17 protein-coding genes and 1 pseudogene are annotated in these 19,330 nt (G+C 49.0%); 10 read left to right on the plus strand and 8 right to left on the minus strand.

The features are described 5' to 3' along the window. Positions 1–70: 70 nt before the first annotated feature. On the plus strand, positions 71–958 hold the full coding sequence (locus tag A2F46_RS05200) for a pirin family protein (RefSeq protein ID WP_082783583.1): 888 nt from the start codon (positions 71–73) through the stop codon (positions 956–958). Next, the gene (locus tag A2F46_RS05205) at positions 955–1,668 is read left to right on the plus strand and encodes a pirin family protein (protein WP_066567607.1); all 714 of its coding nucleotides are present in this window, start codon (positions 955–957) and stop codon (positions 1,666–1,668) included. Before A2F46_RS05200 ends, A2F46_RS05205 begins: the two co-directional genes overlap by 4 nt. Positions 1,669–1,745: 77 nt before the next feature. Here A2F46_RS05205 and tkt read toward each other — a convergent pair whose 3' ends face one another. Then, positions 1,746–3,728, minus strand: coding sequence for a transketolase (tkt, locus tag A2F46_RS05210; protein WP_066567610.1), 1,983 nt, complete (start codon positions 3,726–3,728; stop codon positions 1,746–1,748). Positions 3,729–4,001: 273 nt separating this feature from the next. Between tkt and A2F46_RS05215 the strand changes: the two genes are divergently transcribed. Further along, positions 4,002–5,417, plus strand: coding sequence for a PhoH family protein (locus tag A2F46_RS05215; protein WP_066567611.1), 1,416 nt, complete (start codon positions 4,002–4,004; stop codon positions 5,415–5,417). A gap of 141 nt (positions 5,418–5,558) precedes the next feature. Continuing rightward, positions 5,559–5,861 (plus strand): helix-hairpin-helix domain-containing protein, encoded by a 303-nt coding sequence (locus A2F46_RS05220; protein WP_066567778.1) that lies wholly within the window; start codon positions 5,559–5,561, stop codon positions 5,859–5,861. A 187-nt stretch (positions 5,862–6,048) separates the two neighbouring features. Here the strand turns inward: A2F46_RS05220 and A2F46_RS05225 are convergent, their stop codons facing one another. Continuing rightward, a complete protein-coding gene (locus tag A2F46_RS05225; protein WP_066567613.1) occupies positions 6,049–6,432 on the minus strand; it encodes an MAPEG family protein in 384 nt (127 codons plus the stop codon). Positions 6,433–6,693: 261 nt separating this feature from the next. Here A2F46_RS05225 and A2F46_RS05235 point away from each other — a divergent pair, with 261 nt between their 5' ends. From A2F46_RS05235 to A2F46_RS05250, 4 genes are all read left to right on the plus strand, one after another. Next, positions 6,694–7,878, plus strand: a complete 1,185-nt coding sequence (locus tag A2F46_RS05235; protein WP_066567617.1) for a phosphoglycerate kinase — start codon at positions 6,694–6,696, stop codon at positions 7,876–7,878. Between the two features lie 186 nt (positions 7,879–8,064). Next, positions 8,065–8,529, plus strand: a complete 465-nt coding sequence (locus A2F46_RS05240; protein WP_066567620.1) for a Spy/CpxP family protein refolding chaperone — start codon at positions 8,065–8,067, stop codon at positions 8,527–8,529. Between the two features lie 160 nt (positions 8,530–8,689). Continuing rightward, a complete protein-coding gene (locus A2F46_RS05245; RefSeq protein ID WP_066567621.1) occupies positions 8,690–9,736 on the plus strand; it encodes an aromatic acid exporter family protein in 1,047 nt (348 codons plus the stop codon). A gap of 109 nt (positions 9,737–9,845) precedes the next feature. Further along, positions 9,846–11,156: an aspartate aminotransferase family protein gene (locus tag A2F46_RS05250; RefSeq protein ID WP_066567623.1), complete on the plus strand. Its 1,311-nt coding sequence runs from the start codon at positions 9,846–9,848 to the stop codon at positions 11,154–11,156. Positions 11,157–11,214: 58 nt separating this feature from the next. On the opposite strand, the gene A2F46_RS05255 is transcribed toward A2F46_RS05250, so the two are convergent. After that, positions 11,215–12,186 (minus strand): bile acid:sodium symporter family protein, encoded by a 972-nt coding sequence (locus A2F46_RS05255; protein WP_066567626.1) that lies wholly within the window; start codon positions 12,184–12,186, stop codon positions 11,215–11,217. Between the two features lie 10 nt (positions 12,187–12,196). Between A2F46_RS05255 and A2F46_RS12290 the strand changes: the two genes are divergently transcribed. Beyond that, positions 12,197–12,373 carry a hypothetical protein gene (locus tag A2F46_RS12290; protein ID WP_156471567.1) on the plus strand — a complete coding sequence of 59 codons (177 nt, stop codon included), beginning with the start codon at positions 12,197–12,199 and terminating at the stop codon, positions 12,371–12,373. Between the two features lie 124 nt (positions 12,374–12,497). On the opposite strand, the gene A2F46_RS05260 is transcribed toward A2F46_RS12290, so the two are convergent. Beyond that, positions 12,498–13,949, minus strand: a complete 1,452-nt coding sequence (locus A2F46_RS05260) for a YdiU family protein (RefSeq protein ID WP_231867709.1) — start codon at positions 13,947–13,949, stop codon at positions 12,498–12,500. A gap of 185 nt (positions 13,950–14,134) precedes the next feature. Then, positions 14,135–15,256, minus strand: coding sequence for an N-ethylmaleimide reductase (gene nemA / locus A2F46_RS05265; protein ID WP_066567628.1), 1,122 nt, complete (start codon positions 15,254–15,256; stop codon positions 14,135–14,137). Between the two features lie 265 nt (positions 15,257–15,521). Between nemA and A2F46_RS05270 the strand changes: the two genes are divergently transcribed. Then, on the plus strand, positions 15,522–16,724 hold the full coding sequence (locus A2F46_RS05270; protein WP_066567630.1) for a YadA-like family protein: 1,203 nt from the start codon (positions 15,522–15,524) through the stop codon (positions 16,722–16,724). Between the two features lie 49 nt (positions 16,725–16,773). Here the strand turns inward: A2F46_RS05270 and hslU are convergent. From hslU to A2F46_RS05285, 3 genes and pseudogenes are all read right to left on the minus strand, one after another. Beyond that, positions 16,774–18,095: pseudogene (gene hslU, locus A2F46_RS05275) on the minus strand (ATP-dependent protease ATPase subunit HslU). Between the two features lie 77 nt (positions 18,096–18,172). Then, positions 18,173–18,706 (minus strand): ATP-dependent protease subunit HslV, encoded by a 534-nt coding sequence (hslV, locus tag A2F46_RS05280; protein ID WP_066567638.1) that lies wholly within the window; start codon positions 18,704–18,706, stop codon positions 18,173–18,175. 150 nt (positions 18,707–18,856) lie between these two features. Then, the gene (locus A2F46_RS05285) at positions 18,857–19,138 is read right to left on the minus strand and encodes a hypothetical protein (protein ID WP_066567641.1); all 282 of its coding nucleotides are present in this window, start codon (positions 19,136–19,138) and stop codon (positions 18,857–18,859) included. Positions 19,139–19,330: the final 192 nt, after the last annotated feature.

Genomic DNA, 19,330 nt, shown 5'->3' on the forward strand with positions numbered 1-19,330 from the left:
GTAATCTGAATGTAGCTTAGAGGTTGCCTGAAACCGATGAAGAATTGCTGTCTCGAATAAGGAGAATCACATGCGTGCTGTTCGTGCCATTTATCAAAATCATCAACGCCATTGGGTAGGAGATGGGTTTTGGGTTCAGTCTTTGTTTTCCCACATGGGTGAAGACAAAGGCACCAATCCTTTTTTGCTGTTGGACTATGGAGCGCCCCATTACTTCGCGCCCCATTCAGGTCACCCACGCGGTGTGGGTGCGCACCCGCATAAAGGCTTTGAAACGGTAACCATTGCTTATCAAGGGGAAGTGGCGCATCGCGATTCCAGTGGCGGCGGTGGCGTGATTCACGAAGGAGATGTGCAATGGATGACGGCAGGCAGTGGTATTGTCCATGAAGAATTCCACTCTGTGGGGTTTAGCCAAACTGGCGGAACGCTGGAAATGGTGCAGTTGTGGGTAAATTTGCCCGCCCAACATAAAATCACCCCAGCACGATATCAGCATTTGCCTAAATCGCTCATTCCATGGGTTGATTTGTCCAATCAGGCAGGCTGGGTGCGGGTCATCGCAGGACAATATGGTGAGATGGCTGGGGCTGCTAAGACCTTCACTGAATTGAATGTGTGGGATATTTTGTTAAAAGGAGGCGCTGCCGCCACATTGGCTGTGCCCGAGACACACCAATTAAGCATGGTGGTGTTGCGGGGCGAGGCGACTTTTAATCAAAAACAAACGGCGGTGGCTGGTGATTTAGTGGGCTTTGAGCAGGATGGCGGCTCTGTGTCTATTACCGCTGGTGATCAAGACGTTAAATTGTTGTTGCTCTCTGGCGTGCCCATTGATGAGCCCGTGGTGGGTTATGGGCCTTTTGTCATGAATACGGCTGCGGAAATTCGCACTGCGTTGGCAGACTACAATCAAGGGCGTTTTGGTCACATCCACTCTGGAAAGGAGGCACCATGAAAACGGTTTTTCATGTGGCCCAGAGCCGTGGGGTCGCTGATCATGGCTGGTTGAGAAGCCATCATACGTTTAGTTTTGCGGGCTATCATGATCCCAATCGAGTGCATTTTGGGGCGTTGCGGGTGATCAATGACGATGAAGTGGCTGGTGGCAAGGGGTTTGAAGCGCATCCACACCACAACATGGAAATTATTTCGCTACCCATTTCTGGCGACTTAGCGCATCGTGACAGTATGGGGCATGCTGGTGTGATTCGATCCGGCGACGTCCAGATCATGTCGGCTGGAACGGGTGTGGTACACAGCGAGATGAATGCCAATGCGAATATACCGGTGCAGTTTTTGCAGATATGGGTACTGCCCAATCAACAGGATGTTGAACCACGATACGCACAGCAACGCTGGGCAGACGTGGCTCAAGCCAATGATTTTCAGCAAATCGTGTCCCCCAGAGAGGATGATGCTGGCGTGTGGTTGCATCAGCAAGCATGGTTCTCACTGGCGCGCTGGCAAGGTAGGGTAGAAAAAACCTACACGCTTCATCGGCCTGGAAATGGAGTGTATGTGTTTGTGATTGACGGACAGGCCCGCGTCAACGATATTCCCTTGGCTAAGCGGGATGGTTTGGGCGTGTGGGAAACCGATTCATTCCGACTGAAGGTCGATGTTGCTGCAGAAATATTGTTGATGGAGGTACCAATGGCAGTGTGAAATATAGGCGAGGCAACACAACATAAAGCAGGCTGCCTGAATGTTCAGGCAGCCTGCTTTGACCCTAGGATGGGCAATTAAAGCACGTTTTTAACTACTTCCACCACATGCTCTGTGGTGAAGCCGAACTCTTTGAACAATAGCTCTGCTGGCGCCGATTCACCAAAGTGGTCGATGCCCACCACGGCCCCTTGATTGCCCACGTATTGATACCAGCCTGCTCGTACCCCAGCTTCAATGGCGACGCGGGGTAGCGATTCACCCAATACGCTGTTGCGATATGCCTCATCTTGTTGGTCAAACAAGAAGGTATTGGGCATAGACACCACGCATACATCAATCCCGTCTGCAGCCAGTTGTTGTTGCGCAGCCATGGCTAAAGCCACTTCCGAACCAGTGGCAATCAAAACAGCTTGTGCCTTGCCTTTTGCTTCGCTGAGTACATAGCCGCCACGGCTGATGTTGGCCAGTTGTGCTGCGGTTCGCGTCATAAAGGGGAGCCCTTGGCGGCTGAAAATTAGGCAACTTGGGTGGTCGGTAGCCGCTGCTGCATCGGCCCAAGCTACCAACGATTCGGCAGAATCGCAAGGCCGCCATACGCTCATATTGGGAATCAAGCGCAGCGTAGCGATTTGCTCAATGGGCTGATGCGTGGGGCCGTCTTCTCCCAAGCCGATGGAGTCATGGGTGTACACGAAAATGGAATTGATTTTCATCAGAGCCGCCATGCGCAACGCATTGCGGGCATATTCGCTGAACATCAAGAAGGTGGCACCAAATGGCTTGACGCCGCCATGCAATGTCATGCCATTGATGATGGCACTCATGCCAAATTCACGGACACCATAATGCACGTAATTACCGCTCTGTTGTGCCGTCATGGCTTGACTGTTGGACCAATCGGTGAGGTTGGATGGTGTCAAATCGGCAGAGCCACCCACCAATTCAGGCAACACCGCAGCCAAAGCCTCAATGCTGTTTTGGCTGGCTTTGCGCGTGGCTATTTTTTCACCTTTGGCGCACACATCGGCTAAGGCTGCCTGAACGTGTGCTGTAAATTGTTGCGGCAATTGGCCTTTCATGCGACGCTCAAATTCCGCCGCTTCCACTGGATACTGGTTGCGGTATTGGTCAAACAAGGCATCCCATTGTGCTTCCAATTCGGCGCCTGCGGTTTTGGCGTTCCAGTCATCGTATATTGCTTGTGGAATTTCAAAAGCAGCATAAGGCCAGTTCAAGTGTTCGCGGGTGGCGGCAATTTCCTCGTCTCCAAGCGGCGAACCGTGGGTTTTGTGACTGCCTTCCTTGTGTGCAGCGCCTTTGCCGATTTTGGTTTGGCAGCAAATCAGCGAAGGCTTGTTGGTTTCTGCTTTGGCGGCACTGATGGCGGCACGTACGGCGTCTTCATCGTTGCCGTCAACTTGGGGAACCACATGCCAACCATAGCTGGCAAAACGTTCGGGAATGTTTTCCGTGAACCAGCCGTGAACGTCGCCATCAATGGAAATATGATTATCATCATAAAGCACAACCAGCTTACCCAAGCCTAAGGTGCCTGCTAAAGAGCATACTTCATGTGAGATACCTTCCATCAGGCAGCCGTCACCCAGGAAAACATAGGTGTGGTGATCAACAATATTGAAACCAGGTTTGTTGAACTGAGTGGCGAGTATTTTTTCCGCCAACGCCATGCCTACCGCATTGGCAATGCCTTGGCCCAGTGGCCCTGTGGTGGTTTCAACACCATCGGTGTAACCATATTCGGGGTGCCCCGGTGTCTTGCTGTGCCATTGCCGAAAATTTTTAAGGTCGTCTATGCTCAGCCGATAGCCAGTGAGATGCAACAGGCTGTAGAGCAGCATGGATGCGTGACCGTTGGATAACACAAAACGGTCACGATTGTAAAAATGGGGGTTGGCTGGATTGTGGTGTAAGAACTCACGCCATAATACAGTGGCCATTTCTGCCATGCCCATGGGGGCGCCGGGATGGCCTGAATTGGCCTTTTGCACCGCATCGATAGATAGAAAGCGGATTGCATTTGCAAGCTGGGATGCCATTGGGTGTGCCTTTGGGAAGGTTGGTGTGGCTGCCTGAAAAAAGCAGCGAAAAAAGAATTGTGCACAGCAATAAGTACACGTAAAGTTAAGCCGAAATTATCCTTGCTTTGTGTTCTTGATTCAAGCCGCATTTGCGGGGCTTGTGTGGGCTAATATACCAGCAGCGTGTCATGAATACCGACACACGTGTCATCTTTTCGTCACCTGCCCAAGTCACACTGGGGCAGCATCTGTGAATCAAGCCGCTGCCAGCGGCACATCGGAGATAAGCGTATGACACCCAATGTATCCAATCAATATGGCCGCAAATTATTTGTCCTTGACACCAATGTGTTGCTGCATGACCCCATGTGTTTGTTTCGGTTTAAAGAGCATGACATCTATATCCCCATCATTACATTGGAAGAAATGGATGCACATAAAAAAGGGCTCACTGAAGTAGCCCGCAATGCCCGCCAGACCAGCCGTTTTTTGGATGAATTACTGACTTCGTCGGGTGATTCTGCTTTGAAAAATGGAATTTTATTGAGTAGCACTGGACACAGTGATGCCCGCGGTAAGCTTTTCTTGCAAACAGAAATAACCGGTAGCCATTTACCTGATAGCTTGCCTGGCGAAAAAGCCGATAACCAAATTCTGGGCATCTTATTGGCCCTTTCCAACCAAATATCTGATTATGATCATGTGGCGCTGGTGTCCAAAGACATCAATATCCGCATCAAAGCTCGTGCCTTGGGTTTGTATGCCGAAGACTACACCACTGATAAAGTTTTGGAAGATTCTGACGTGCTGTATGGCGGATGGCGAGCGTTGGACAGTCAATTTTGGTTGCGAAATGGTCATGATTTGCACTCATGGCAAGAAGGCGGCAATGTGTTTTACCGCATTCGCGGTGATGATGTGCGCAATTGGACGGTCAATGAATTGTTGTGTGACCGCAGCCAGGAAGACGAATTTTTCGCGCGGGTGGTATCAATTGATGGACAGGAAGCCGTACTACAAACAGTTAAAGATTATGCTCATGTTAAAAACAATATTTGGGGCATCACAGCACGCAATTGGGGACAAAACTACGCCATCAATCTCTTGATGGACCCCAATGTGGATTTGGTGACGCTATTGGGCCAAGCAGGAACCGGCAAAACCTTGCTGACCTTGGCCGCTGCCTTGGCACAAACATTTGACCATAAACGCTACAACGAAATCATCATGACCCGCATCACCATCCCCGTTGGGGATGATATTGGTTTTTTACCTGGCACCGAGGAAGAAAAAATGGCGCCTTGGATGGGTGCATTGGAAGATAATTTGGATGTGCTGACGGGTCAAGATGCTGGCAGTACCGAGTGGGCAAGGAAAGCGACACTTGAGTTGGTTAACAGTAAAATAAAAGTGAAGTCTTTGAATTTTATGCGAGGAAGGACATTTCAAAATAAATTTTTGATTATTGACGAAGCGCAAAATCTGACACCCAAGCAAATGAAAACTTTGGTCACCCGCGCAGGCAATGGCACTAAAGTAGTGTGTTTGGGCAACTTGGCTCAGATAGATTCGCCCTATCTTACCGAAGGCAGCAGTGGGTTAACGTATTTGGTTGACCGCTTTAAAGGGTGGCCACATTTTGGGCATATCACCATGCAGCAAGGAGAGCGGTCCCGGCTGGCTGATTACGCTATTGATATTTTGTAGTCAACAGAAAGCGAAGCTTAGCGCGTTAATAAAAATAGTTTGATTTTTTAGGTTGATCACTCTAGTATTTAATACCCATATGGCATTTATATGGGTATTCATTTTTTCATGAGTTTGATTAACGAAGAAAGGGCGCATGGGATGAAAAAGATTTTATTGAGTCTGGTGGCTTTCTTAAGCATGGCTTGGGCTTTTGCTGCGGTAAATATCAATACGGCTACGGTGCAGGAATTACAAACGCTGCCCCACATTGGCCCGACTAAAGCGAAGGCGATTGAAGATTATCGCAAACAGAACGGCCAATTTAAAACACCGGAAGACATCACCAAAGTCAAAGGCATTGGCAAAGCCACGTATGAGAAATTGAAAAATGAGATTGTGGTGGGCGGTTCGGCGGCCAAAGCCGCGCCAAAGCCTAAGGCAGCCAAACCGGCTACGCCTTAATATAGGCAGCAGGCGTACAAAGAAACCGGCGTGCGAATATCCACGCCGGTTTTTGTGGGTGGCGGCTACAAGTGTGTTGCCATCAAACAGACGCAAATCAAACAAAAGTAAAATGTTATTTCTGCATGTCACCCACCAGCAAGCACGATCCAGTTAGAGATATCGGGTGTGGAATGGCGTATCGGTGTTAAATGGCGGCTATAAACAGCGCAATGATGCAGACCACACTTGCCATCCAGGTCAGAGAACGGGCAGATGAGTAATCTTTGATGTACAACACGCAATAAATAATGCGGCTAATAACGAATAACACCGCCCAGAGATTGATGGTGAATTGTGCTGCATGTCCAGTCGCGTGGGCAATAATCACGGCCGCTGCAAAAGGCGCAAAAATTTCAAAACTGTTTTGTTGGGCAGCGTTCGCACGGGCGGCCGAACCTTGAGTGTGTGCCAAAAAAGCGCGTGGATCATGATTGTCATTGGAAGAAAAGCCGCCGGATTTTTTGGCATAGGCTGCACAGCCCCAAGGTAGGAAGATGGCAATCAAAACACACCAGTAAGCCAAAGTCATGTCAGTTTCTCCTGATATAAACCATAAGATGTGGCACAAAGTACCACATCTTGAGCAGGCTCTGAAGTCAAAAATAGAGCGGTGGGTTTAATTCTCTGTAAGCGAGAATAGAACTTGCCATTGCGGACAGCTTTACCGAGGCTTTCAACTATAAGATAATGTAACAATTTTTCAGGCAGCCGAGGCAGTATAAAAACAATTTTATGCCGATAGTGAGGTTGCCTGAAAAGCGCTATCTCTGTTTGATTAGGAATACCTACCATGTCTTTTAATAAACTGGCAGACCAGCAAGTTGCCGGAAAAACAGTATTGATTCGTGCTGATATGAACGTGCCCATGAATGATGGGGTGATTACCGACGATACACGCATTCGCGCTTCTTTGGCGTCCATTCGATTTTGTCTGGACAATGGTGCGGCAGTGATTGTCATGACACATCTGGGCCGTCCTACCGAAGGCGAAGCCAAGCCACAAGACAGTGTGGCGCCCATAGCCGCCAGATTGGGCGCATTGTTGCAACAGAATGTGCCCGTTTTGGATGACTGGCGGGAGCGCAAGCCTATTGTGCAACCGGGTCAAGTCGCTATGTTGCCCAATGTACGATTGAATCCAGGTGAAAAGAAAAATAATGCGCAGTTGGGCGAGGCTTATGCATCGGTGTGTGACCTCTATGTAAATGATGCATTTGGTACCGCGCATCGCGCAGAGGCTTCTACTGTGGCCGTGGCCAAATCCGCGCCGTTAGCGTGTGCAGGTATTTTATTGTCGGCCGAATTGGATGCTTTGGGTGCTGCTTTGAAAAACCCAGGCCGCCCTTTAGTTGCCATTGTGGCGGGCAGTAAAGTATCCACCAAATTGACGATTCTAGACAGCCTAGCGGATAAAGTGGATTTGCTCATCGTCGGTGGCGGGATTGCCAATACCTTCTTATTGGCCGCTGGTCACCCGATCGGCCTGTCCTTAGCAGAGCCTGCTTTACAGGAAGAGTCGCAAAAAATCATGGCCAAAATTGTGGCTAAAGGTGGGCAAGTACCCTTGCCCGTGGATGTGGTGGTGGCCAAAACCTTCGCTGCCGATGCACCTGCGACCATTAAACGTATTGATGAAGTGGCCCCTGACGATTTGATTTTGGATATTGGTCCACAATCTGCTCAGGCCTTGGCTGGTCTGATTATGGCTGCAGGCACCGTTGTGTGGAATGGGCCAGTTGGGGTATTTGAATTTGATGCTTTCGCACATGGTACTGAGGTTTTAGCCCAGGCCATTGCTAATAGTAAAGCATTTTCGATCGCCGGCGGTGGGGATACATTGGCTGCCATTGCTAAATTTGGTGTAGGCGACAAAATGGGTTACATCAGTACTGGTGGTGGCGCTTTCTTGGAATTTTTAGAAGGCAAATCATTGCCTGCAGTGGCAGTATTAACACAGTGTGCGTGCGCTGCTTAAATTAATTTCTGCGTTGCAGGTTGCCTGAAACCGCGAGTGTAATCGCGGTTTTTAATGCGCTTTACATTTGTGGCGGGATTTTTTACGAATAATAGACCATGATTAACGGCTTTTCGTCTTAACATTCGTTCATCGCGCAGACAAATAAATAAAGCTGCGCAATTTCACAACGCGAGGAACAAAATCATGAAATTGATGAAGCATACTTTGGTTGCAGCCACTGCCGCTGCATTGTCTATGGCTTCCATGAGCGCAATGGCACAGCCGAAAGATGGCCCACGTGGTCCTAATCCTGCTTTTGCATCATTGAAATTGACCGATGCCCAAAAAGCACAAATCAAAAAAATCAATGAGTCTTATCGTCCAGCACAGCGTCCAGATCATGCCGATATGGAAAAATCATGGAAAAATTTCCAAGCTGACCGTACTGCTTTATTGAAAAATAAAACATTTGATGCCAACAAAGCTCGCGCTCTGATTCAGCAGCAACAGCAACAGCGCGAAGCATTCGAATTGAAAAATTTGGAACGCGAACATGCTGTATTTCAGGTTTTGACACCTGCACAGCAAGAACAAGTGATTAAAGAGCAAGCCAATCGCAAACACCAACCAATGAAACATGGTGCCAAACCAGCACCAGAAAATAAATAATTTTTAATACCAATTATTGAATGAATGGTTCTGTTAAAAACCAAGCCTTAAGGCTTGGTTTTTTTATGCACATTATTGGTTGTTAAACAAGGTGGTCTGTTCATGTTACATTGGTGGTTTATGTTCATGTGAAGCGCAGAATTGAATAAGGATGAGCATTATGCTGATACAGGCCATTAGGTTGGATCAATTGTTGGTGCGAGCACGCAGTGCCGGTACCGATGCACTGGTTTCTGCGCTGGCGGCAGCGGTGGCGTGGTTATTGGCCCAATACTGGTTTGATCAACCTAAGCCTTTGTTTGCAGCCATTACGGCCATTATTTGTTTGGCGCCTGGTTTGCCGAGCCATGGTCTGCAGAGCATCAGTGTGGTGGTGGGGGTGGCCATTGGCATGGTGGTGGGTGAGGTAGTATTGCGCTTGCCGATTGAGCCGATGCTGATTAAGGTTAGTTTGGCCACGGTGGTGTCAATGATCTTGGCGGCCAGCTTGGGCTTTGCAGCCGTGGTGCCAATACAAGCCGGCGTTTCAGCCGTTTTAATTATTGCTTTTGGGCCAGAAACAGCTGGATTTGCCCGTTTGCTGGATGTGTTGGTGGGATCTGCAGTGGGTTTGTTGTTTAGCCAAATCGTATTCACGCCCAGCCCCAAGAGGCAATTGGATCAGGCAGCCACAGGTCTGTTATCACAATTGGCGGGTGGATTGCGCAGTATTTGCGCGGGTATGAATGAGATGCAAAGCCCACTTTTACATCGAGGCGTGCAACGCATATCTGGCGCACATGTTCAGGTAGAAGCCTTGGATACAGCCATTGTGAGTGCTCGACGGGCCGCGCAGTGGTCAATACGTGGTCGGTGGGAAGCACAAAGCGTGCATGAGAAAATCGCTCGATTTGATCGGCGAGGTATTCGTTTGTATGCATCTACATTATTGTTGGCCGAAGCCATCAGCGATGCCACCCGAAAATCATGGGATCACGAAATCGCCCCCATGCCAGCCGCTATGCCTCAGCTCATTAGTGATGTGGCTGATGTGTGTGAAAATGCCATGGTGTTGCTGTATACCTCGAAACAGCCAGATATAGCGCAGATACAGCAACACTTGGCGGCTTTAACACCTATTACAGCGCCTGCTTGGCAAAATTGTGTGGCTTTGGTTGAAGACACAATTGCCGTCATTGAGCGTTTTGCTGGTAGCGATGCGCATTGACAGAGCCATTGCTTAGACCTTAATGTTTTGTTTATGCAGGCTGTCTGAAACAGCTTGTACGAAACGTGGGCACTTTCATTGATAACTTAGACAAGGCAAAGGTGGTTTTATGGCTCAGCAGCAGACAGTCGACAACAGTGATGTGTTTTTGATGGACAGGGAATATGTTTTTCATTCTTGGTCAGTGCAAGGCCAGGTTAAGCCGCTGGTGATTCAATCTGGCGAGGGCTGTCGCTTGTGGGATTATGATGGCAAAAGTTACTTGGATTTCAGTAGCCAGCTGGTCAATACCAATATTGGTCACCAACATCCTAAAGTGGTGGCGGCGATCAAAGCACAGGCTGATGTATTGACCACCATTGCGCCGGCAACCGCCAACTGGACGCGCGATCAGGCGGCCAAACGCATTGTTGAGCTCGCACCTGCTGGGTTTAAAAAAGTCTTTTTCACCAATGCTGGTGCCGATGCAGACGAAAACGCCATGCGTATGGCGCGTTTATACACTGGTCGCGATAAAATTCTGTCTTCTTACCGTTCTTACCATGGCAATACCGGCGCCGCAGTGGTGGCTACGGGTGACTGGCGGCGCTGGCCGAATGAATATGCGCGCGGACATGTGCATTTTTTCAGCCCTTATTTGTATCGAACTGAGTTTTGGGCTGAAAATGAGCAAGAAGAGTGTGAACGTGCATTGCAGCATTTACGCCGAGTGATTGAAAGCGAGGGGCCAGCCTCCATTGCAGCCGTATTGCTCGAAAGTATTCCCGGTACCGCAGGTGTTATGGTGCCGCCTCCTGGCTATATGAAAGGCGTGCGAGCGCTGTGTGATGAGTTTGGGATTGTCATGATTATGGATGAGGTCATGGCTGGCTTTGGCCGCACGGGCAAATGGTTTGCACTACAAAATTTTGATGTGATACCGGATTTAATTACCTTTGCTAAAGGGGTGAATTCGGGCTATGTACCGGCCGGTGGCGTGATCGTGTCTGAAAAATTTTGTGATTACTTCGACGACAAAATGTTCCCTGGTGGCTTAACGTATTCTGGGCACCCGCTGGCCATGGCGGCGATTGTGGCTACGATTGATGCGATGAGAGAAGAAAAAATCGTTGAAAACGCCGCACATGTGGGTAATGGCGTATTGGCAGAAGGGTTGCGTGCTTTGGCAGCCAAACATGATGTGATCGGTGACGTGCGTGGATTGGGTGTATTTTGGGCGCTGGAATTGGTGTCTGATCGCAGTAAAAAAACGCCGTTGTCGGCGGCTGCCATGGGTCAATTAAAGGCCAGTATGTTGTCGCAAGGCTTACTGCCTTTTGTGGCGGAAAACCGCATCCATGTGGTGCCACCTTGTATTGTGCGCGAAGAAGAAATTAAAGAGGCATTGGCTGTTTACGATAAGGCATTGAGTAGTTTATAAGCTCCTGTATGCGTTTCAGGCAGCCCTTGGGCTGCCTGAATGTGTTTTAGGGGACATTTTATTGCGTTAATCGTCGCGCATATCGCTGCGCCAGTATGGCACACACCATCAATTGCAGTTGATGAAAAATCATTAATGGCAACAGCATGACGCCGACCATGGCAGGTGCAAATAACACATTGGCCATGGGTACGCCATTGGCGAGGCTCTTTTTGGAGCCGCAAAAGACAATGGTGATTTCGTCTTCTTTGCTAAATCCCAACCACCGTGCTGCATAAATATTAATCAAGAGTACCACCATCAAAATGACCAAACTCAACGCCACGATGGTGGCGATGGCCGTACCATTAATTTTGTGCCACAACCCTTCAACGACGGCATCGCTGAATGCCACATAAACCACCAATAAAATTGAGGAACGGTCGGTTCGATTGACCAAATTTTTATGTCGGTTGATCCACTTAGCCAGCAAAGGGCGCGCCAAATGGCCCAAGACAAAGGGCAGCATCAGCTTCAATAAAATGGATTCAATGGCAGCCACGGTGTCCACGTGTTGGCCACTGGTGGGCATCATCATGCCGACTAAAATGGGCGATAAAAATACCCCTAAAATACTGGATGCGGATGCGCTACAAACGGCGGCTGCCACATTGCCGCCAGCCACTGAAGTAAAGGCTATGGCCGATTGGACTGTGGCAGGCAGTGCACACAGGTACAAGAAGCCCAAATACAGCGTGGGTGACAAATAGTGTGGTACCAACCAATGCAAGGACAGACCAATCAGTGGGAACAACACAAAGGTACTGGCAAACACCAGTAAATGCAGGCGCCAGTGGCCCATACCGGCGCGGATGTTTTCGCGCGAAAGTTTAGCACCGTGCATGAAAAAGAGCAGGGCAATGGCCACAGTGGTGAGGTTGGTAAAAAAGGTTTTGGCGGCACCTTCACAGGGCAGAATAGTGGCCACAGCCACTACCGCCAACATCATCAATAAAAACGGATCGATGCGTAATTTTTGCAGTACATTCATGCGAATTCCGATGTCTGTGGGCGCCAGGGTTGACGCTGCGTTGGGTGAAGTGGCTATTTTAGCGCATATCGTAATCAGTAATGCGTGTGACTATTTCATTTTGATTAAAATCACCCAAAGCGGCTTTTCCGTATGCGGTTTTGATGTTGTTGCCGGGTATTTGTTGCCATCATTGCTGATGGATTGATGCACGCTGGTTGAAATGATAGCCAGCTGTTTTCAGGCAACCATCAAATTAAGTTGCCTGAAAACATCAACCATCAATCATAAAGAGGGCATGGCACCATGCCACGAACATCAACTAGAGCAACTCAGGCACAGGTGTTGGGCCCATTCTGGAGCTGGAACCGCAAAATCAGCAAATTGTTGCTGCTCAGTAAACGGCGTACGCATGCAGGCTTGTAAGCGTTCAATTTCACGAAAATCATGTTGCTCCTGTGCTTGGATAATTGCTTGCTCGAGCAAATAATTGCGCAGTACGTATAAGGGGTTGACGCTGTCCATTGCACACTTGCGCTCAGCCTGTATGCAATTTTCTGCTTGCCACCGCAGCACATAGCGTTGTAACCATGCTTGCAGGTCGCAGTGTCGCGCCACAATTGTGCTAGACGGGCCGGGATCACATGGGGGTGGGTGGGGTCGAAATCGCTGAGATAGCGGAAAAATAGGGTGAAATCAACGCGGTTGGTGTGCATCTCATCCAATAAATCCTCAATGAACGCACCATCATCAGCTTGGGTGGTGGTCAAGCCCAGCTTCGCGCGCATGCGCTGTTGGTATGCATCCAGATACCAATCAACATAAGCTTGGAGGGTGCTGAGTAAATCATCAGTGGCCACCAATGGTTGCATGGCCGAAGCCAGCATGGATAAGTTCCACTGGACAATATAAGGTTGCTGGTCATAAGCATAACGTCGATTCTCATCAGAACTATTGGGTTCAAAGCGTGGTTGGTAGCGATCCATAAAGCCAAATGGGCCATAATCAATGGTCAGACCCAGTAGCGACATATTGTCGGTATTGAGGACGCCATGTACAAAACCCACACTTTGCCACGATGCGACCAGAGCTGCGCTGCGCTGAGTGATGGCCTGAAATAAGGCCAAATAAGGTTCATCCGCCTCGGCGCAATCGGCAAAATAATGCTCAATAAGGTAATCGGCCAATGGCCGTATCAAAGCATGCTCGCCCCGATGATAAAAATACTCAAAATGACCAAAGCGCAGAAAACTTGGTGCCAATCGGGTGACTATGGCGGTGGGTTCTAGCCCTTTGCGTCTTGCTTGATCAGGGCTACCAATGAGTGTCAAAGCGCGAGTGGTGGGAATGCCTAAGCCTTGCATGGCTTCAGAGCAAAGGTATTCGCGTATGGAGGAGCGCATCACTGCACGCCCATCTGCAAACCGCGAAAATGGTGTGGGTCCAGCGCCTTTAAGCTGCCATTCCCAAGTGTGACCTTGTGTATCTGTAGATTCACCCAGTATCAGCGCGCGACCATCGCCCAACTGGGGAACATACACACCAAATTGGTGACCACTGTATACGGTGGCTAATGGCGGGTGTGGCCATTGGGTCAGGCTGCCTGAAAGCGCCAATAGATTATCGGCTTGTTGTAGAAAATGTTCGGGCAAGCCCAGTTGTTGCGCCAATTCGCTGTTGTACGCCATCACAAAAGGGTGGTTGAGTGGCGTTGGTAAAACGGGATGATAATAGGCATCGGGCAGCGTAGTTAAACGAGGCGGCTGCAGTGGTAGTGTGTGCATGGCTTTTATCCTGATGGGTTCTTATGGGTTCCATCTTAAACACCCACCTATTTTTCAGCCAGCGGCTTTACAGAGCCATGATCAAGGTCGTGCTGTTTAGGAACCTTTCATGCAGATGCCATCTAGGCAGGAACCGCAATATTCAGCATGAAAGGTTGCCTCAGCCATGGCGATACAGTATGGCTTTATTGGTCAGTTTGCTTGGATGGCCATGTAGGGTAATCGGTATAGCCTTCAGCGCCACCTCCATAACAGGTAGCTTCGTTGAAATGTTGAAGCGGAGCTCCTATGGCGAAACGGTTAACCAAATCCGGATTACCAATAAACGCGCGGCCAAACGCCACGGCATCAGCATAACCTGCTTCAATCACTTGTTCGGCTTTTTCTGCGGTATAGCCGCCCGCTGTGATGATTGCTTGCTGAAATGTCTCGCGTAAGCGTTGGCGAAAAGCTGGGGTCAATGGTTTGCCACCTGCCCAGTCCGGTTCGGATAAATGTAAATACGCAATGCCTCGTAGGTTAATTTGTGCCGCCAACCACACGGTATCGTCTTCATGGTAGCCAAAATCGACACCATTGAATGCGCCTAAAGGCGAGATTCGAATACCAATGTGATTTTTATCCCATGCGGCCACGCAGGCATCAATGACTTCCAGCATGAGTTTTGCTCGTTTTTCCCGATTGCCACCATAGCCGTCAGTGCGATGATTGATGACTTCAGCCCAAAATTGACTGAGTAAATAGCCGTGTGCCGCATGGATTTCAATAAAATCAAAACCGGCCTCTCGAGCACGGCGGGTGGCGGCGGCATAATCAGCAACCACATTGTTGATGTCTTGGATAGTGGCCTCGCGCGGCGGCGTGGTTTCTGCTCGGTATGTCTGGCCTTGTGCATTACGCAATGAGGTACGTACATGTAAGCCAGTGACAGCGGAGGCCGAGATAGGTGCTCGCTCTTCGGGTTGCAGGCTGGAGTGAGACACCAATCCCGTATGCCACAGTTGTACCGCAATCTTGCCGCCTTTGGCATGAACCGCCGCCACGATCTTGGCCCATGCGGCTTGCTGTTCGTCGGTATGCAAACCGGGCGCGCCTGCATAGCCTTTGGCTTGGAATGAAATTTGTGTGGCTTCGGTGATGATGAGTCCTGCTTCGGCCCTTTGAGCATAGTATTCAGCAGCAAAAGGGCCTGGTACGTCGCCCGGTTCGATGGCGCGCAAGCGCGTTAATGGCGCCATAATAATGCGGTTATTGAGGTGGGCATTGCCCATGGTTAACGGGCTGAATAAGTGAGAGAAACGTTGCATGTGGGATATCCTTTGGAAAACTGACCATTGGGCTGAAATAGCATGTTTAAGACAGATAAGACTTTAAATGATAATGACCATTGTTTTGAATAAACCTAAATTAAATCAAATTTTTACATAAAATCAGGTCTTATTACCAGACTTGAGGTAATTTAATTTGTATAAGATAACGTCATTCGATATGATGGCCCCCTTTCAAAACATCATGATTCATGATGTTTGAAGTGATGAGCGAAGACAGCTCGGATACTTAAAAGGAGTTTTCATGTTGGTAAAAACAAAAAAACAGCATTTATTTTTGATGACCTCTCTTCTCAGTTTGGCTTTTGCGCCTAGCTTGGCTTGGGCGGCCAATGAACTGGGACTTAATGCGGGTCCCATTGCTTCTGGGGATCTAAATACCGCATCAGGCGCTCAAGCGGGCAGTGGCCTGGTGGGTGATGTCAATAGTCTATATGGCTTTCAAACTGGCTATGAAATGAATGGGACTGCTAATGCCGCATTTGGTGTTCAGGCTGGCTATCAGTCTGTAGGCAATGGCAATGCGTTTATTGGTACTTATGCGGGCCAATGGTATCAGGGTGATAATAGCTTGGCCATTGGGCCCAGTGCATTAAATAGGAGCTCTGGCGATTCTAATGTGGGTACCGGTAATTGGGCCGGTGCTTTTTCCAGTGGTAACTACAATACTTCTTTAGGTAGCAAATCTGGCATTGGGGTGACTGGAAATGACAACATTAGCCAAGGTTTAGGTTCGGCAAACCAGATGACGGGTGATGGCAATATTTCCATTGGCAAGGCCGCCGCTGCCCAATCTTCAGGCAATAACAATGTGGTGTTGGGCAATTTTGCACAAACCGATGTGACCTCCTTTGATCCAGATCATTTGGACGGTGGTACGAGCAGTAGTGCTGGTGTTCAGGCCAATAATGTGGTGGTGATTGGCAATGATGCTGATAGCTATCAAGACAATGGCGTGGTTTTGGGTAGCGGAGCTAAAGTGAAAGCGGCCAATGCGGTGGCTTTGGGTGCCGGGTCGGTAGCCACCGAAGACAATACGGTATCTGTGGGCAGCGTGGGCAATGAGCGCAAAATTACCAATGTGGCTGCGGGCGAGGCAGATACCGATGCTGTGAATGTTAGCCAATTGAAGGATGCAGTCAGCAATGTGAATGCTGTCAATAATGAACGCATCAATCGATTGGCTGATGAAGTGGATGATAATCGTAAAATTTCTTCTCAAGGGATCGCCGCAGCTATGGCTATGCAGATTGACATGCCTGAAGCCGATCCCAATGGCTGGGCTGGCGGAGTGGGCATGGGGACTTATGATGGTGAATCAGCAATGGCCTTGGGTGCTCATTATTTATCTGCTTCAGGCAAATATAAATTTGGCGCAGCCCTCAGTACGGGGTTAAGCGGGCATGCTAAACAGGGTGGCCGCATCAGTTGGGGCTTTAAGTTTTAAGAAACTAAAAAAATCCGCTCACTTTGTTGAGCGGATTTTTTTGTACATTTTATAAGACGTAACGTGCCAAATCCTCACTGTCGGCAATGTCAGCCAAGCGATGATTAACATAGGTTGCATCAATTAAGGTTTCGCCTACAGGGGTTTCAAACGACACTTCTTCCAGCAATTTTTCCATCACTGTGTGCAAGCGCCGCGCCCCAATATTTTCGGTTTTTTCATTCACCTGAAATGCGATTTCGGCAATACGGGCTATGCCATCTTCGGTGAAATGTAAGTTAACCTCATCTGTGGCCAATAGTGCGGTGTATTGTTCAGTGAGATTGGCCTTAGTGCGGGTCAGAATGGCTTTGAAGTCATCTACACTCAAATTATCCAATTCGACGCGGATGGGGAAGCGGCCTTGCAATTCCGGAATCAAATCGCTGGGTTTGCTCAAATGGAATGCACCAGAAGCAATAAACAAAATATGGTCAGTTTTAATCATGCCGTATTTGGTTTGTACCGTAGTGCCTTCTACCAAAGGCAGTAAATCACGCTGCACGCCTTGGCGTGATACATCGCCACCACTGCGGTTGCTGTCGGTGGCGATTTTGTCGATTTCATCCAAAAACACGATGCCGTTTTGTTCTACAGCATGGATGGCCTGTTCGCGCAATTCTTCATCGTTGACCAATTTAGCAGCCTCCTCATCTAAAAGCAGCTTCATGGCCGCGCTCACTTTCAGTTTCTGGGGCTTGGTTTTGCCTTTACCCATGCCAGCAAACATGTCTTGTAATTGGTTGGTGAAATCCTCCATGCCCGGCGGCCCCATGATGGACATGGTAGGGCTGGGGGCGGCGCTGACTTCAATGTCAATTTCTTTGTCATCCAATTCGCCTTTGCGCAGCATTTGGCGAAATTTTTGTCGAGTGGTGCTTTCCGGTTGGGCTTCACTGGGTTCATCGGCAAAGCCCACATGGCGCGGAGGAGGTAATAGGGCATCTAAAATGCGGTTTTCCGCTGCGTCTTGTGCACGGTCGCGGTTTTTACCAATGGACTCCTGGCGGATATTTTTCAACGCGATTTCAATCAGGTCACGCACAATGCTGTCTACATCGCGCCCAACATAGCCAACTTCGGTAAACTTGGTGGCTTCAATTTTGATAAATGGCGCATTGGCGAGGCGAGCCAAACGACGGGCAATTTCGGTTTTACCTACGCCAGTGGGGCCTATCATCAAAATGTTTTTGGGGACAATTTCGCTTTGCAGTGGCTCGTTGACACGATTGCGACGGTGGCGATTGCGCAAGGCCACTGCACGGCGCGCTTGGCTTGTTGTTGCCCAATAATGTGTTTGTCTAATTCATGCACGATTTCGTGCGGGGTCATGACCGATGTGCTCATAAAAATAATGTCCCAAAGGGCTTCAGGCAGCCCAATACAACCCAATGGGCTGCCTGAAAAGATTATAAGGTTTCAATGATGTGGTTTTGATTGGTGTAAATGCAGATGTCACCGGCAATTTCCAATGCTTTTTTGACGACTTCACTTGAAGGTAATTCGGTGTTTTCAATTAAGGCGCGCGCAGCCGATTGGGCATAAGGGCCGCCAGAACCAATAGCCGCAATGCTGTGTTCCGGCTCTAAAACATCGCCGTTGCCGGTGATCACTAACGTGTGGTGTTTGTCAGCCACAATCAGCATGGCTTCCAATCGGCGTAAGGCCCGGTCGGTACGCCATTCCTTGGCCAGTTCAATGGCCGATACCATCAGCTTGCCTTGGTGCTTTTGCAGTTTGCTTTCAAATAGCTCAATCAAGGTGAATGCATCTGCGGTGCCACCGGCAAAACCAGCCAGAACTTGATTGTTATAGAGTTTGCGTACTTTGCGCGCTGTACCTTTGATGATGGTATTGCCCAGAGTGACCTGGCCGTCGCCACCAATGGCAACGGCTTCACCGCGGCGCACCGACACTATGGTGGTGCCGTCGAATTGTTGCATGCTAGATTCCTTAGGGTTGGCTGTGTGGTTACAGCGAATTGTTGATTAAATAAGGGCGTCAGCTCATGCTTTCAAGTGTAAAGCATGGTTAGCGTGGGTGATATAAATACAGCCGCACAAAGGCGGCTGCAGGCAAAGCAAACAGAGTGCTTAGCCGTTTTGGGGTGCCAGAGACATCATGCCTGCCGTACCCACCAGTGCAAAAATGACCCCATAAATGACGAGTATGACCAATATCAGCAGCAGATAGGCCTTACAGAAATTGGCGCGATTGGGGTTGCCGCTGCCAAAACCCCATACAAATAGCATCACGATGTTGACCAATGGGATGGCCAGCACAATCAGCGTCAATACCCAGTCGCGAACACGCATGATGGCGGTATTGTCGCCACCCGCCAAAGGTGATGGACTTTGATAGGAAGATAATTGCATCACACACTCCTTAGGTTGGTTTTAAATGCAGCTTTCAGGTCATCTAGTTGATGGATTTGAACATAGCCAAGCCATGCTCCTCGCTTTGTATAACGTGCTTGCAGAGCATTGTTATGCTCATGGGTTGCCTGAATGGTGTGACCAATAACACAGGTATCGGCCATGACATCGTGTTAATCAGGTGAGTTGTGG

Origin of the sequence: Snodgrassella sp. CFCC 13594, from assembly GCF_001590725.1 — a bacterium.
Lineage (GTDB): Bacteria > Pseudomonadota > Gammaproteobacteria > Burkholderiales > Neisseriaceae > Snodgrassella.

Bases quoted from the DNA above. Each gene is read 5' to 3' on its own strand.
- A2F46_RS05235 (WP_066567617.1), top strand. From the start codon at position 6,694: ATGTCTTTTAATAAACTGGCAGACCAGCAAGTTGCCGGAAAAACAGTA.
- A2F46_RS05215 (WP_066567611.1), top strand. From the start codon at position 4,002: ATGACACCCAATGTATCCAATCAATATGGCCGCAAATTATTTGTCCTT.
- A2F46_RS05270 (WP_066567630.1), top strand. From the start codon at position 15,522: ATGTTGGTAAAAACAAAAAAACAGCATTTATTTTTGATGACCTCTCTT.
- A2F46_RS05260 (WP_231867709.1), bottom strand. From the start codon at position 13,949: ATGCACACACTACCACTGCAGCCGCCTCGTTTAACTACGCTGCCCGAT.
- A2F46_RS05285 (WP_066567641.1), bottom strand. From the start codon at position 19,138: ATGCAATTATCTTCCTATCAAAGTCCATCACCTTTGGCGGGTGGCGAC.
- A2F46_RS05240 (WP_066567620.1), top strand. From the start codon at position 8,065: ATGAAATTGATGAAGCATACTTTGGTTGCAGCCACTGCCGCTGCATTG.
- nemA (WP_066567628.1), bottom strand. From the start codon at position 15,256: ATGCAACGTTTCTCTCACTTATTCAGCCCGTTAACCATGGGCAATGCC.
- A2F46_RS05200 (WP_082783583.1), top strand. From the start codon at position 71: ATGCGTGCTGTTCGTGCCATTTATCAAAATCATCAACGCCATTGGGTA.
- A2F46_RS05220 (WP_066567778.1), top strand. From the start codon at position 5,559: ATGAAAAAGATTTTATTGAGTCTGGTGGCTTTCTTAAGCATGGCTTGG.
- A2F46_RS05250 (WP_066567623.1), top strand. From the start codon at position 9,846: ATGGCTCAGCAGCAGACAGTCGACAACAGTGATGTGTTTTTGATGGAC.
- A2F46_RS12290 (WP_156471567.1), top strand. From the start codon at position 12,197: ATGTCTGTGGGCGCCAGGGTTGACGCTGCGTTGGGTGAAGTGGCTATT.
- A2F46_RS05205 (WP_066567607.1), top strand. From the start codon at position 955: ATGAAAACGGTTTTTCATGTGGCCCAGAGCCGTGGGGTCGCTGATCAT.
- hslV (WP_066567638.1), bottom strand. From the start codon at position 18,706: ATGCAACAATTCGACGGCACCACCATAGTGTCGGTGCGCCGCGGTGAA.
- A2F46_RS05225 (WP_066567613.1), bottom strand. From the start codon at position 6,432: ATGACTTTGGCTTACTGGTGTGTTTTGATTGCCATCTTCCTACCTTGG.
- tkt (WP_066567610.1), bottom strand. From the start codon at position 3,728: ATGGCATCCCAGCTTGCAAATGCAATCCGCTTTCTATCTATCGATGCG.
- A2F46_RS05255 (WP_066567626.1), bottom strand. From the start codon at position 12,186: ATGAATGTACTGCAAAAATTACGCATCGATCCGTTTTTATTGATGATG.
- A2F46_RS05245 (WP_066567621.1), top strand. From the start codon at position 8,690: ATGCTGATACAGGCCATTAGGTTGGATCAATTGTTGGTGCGAGCACGC.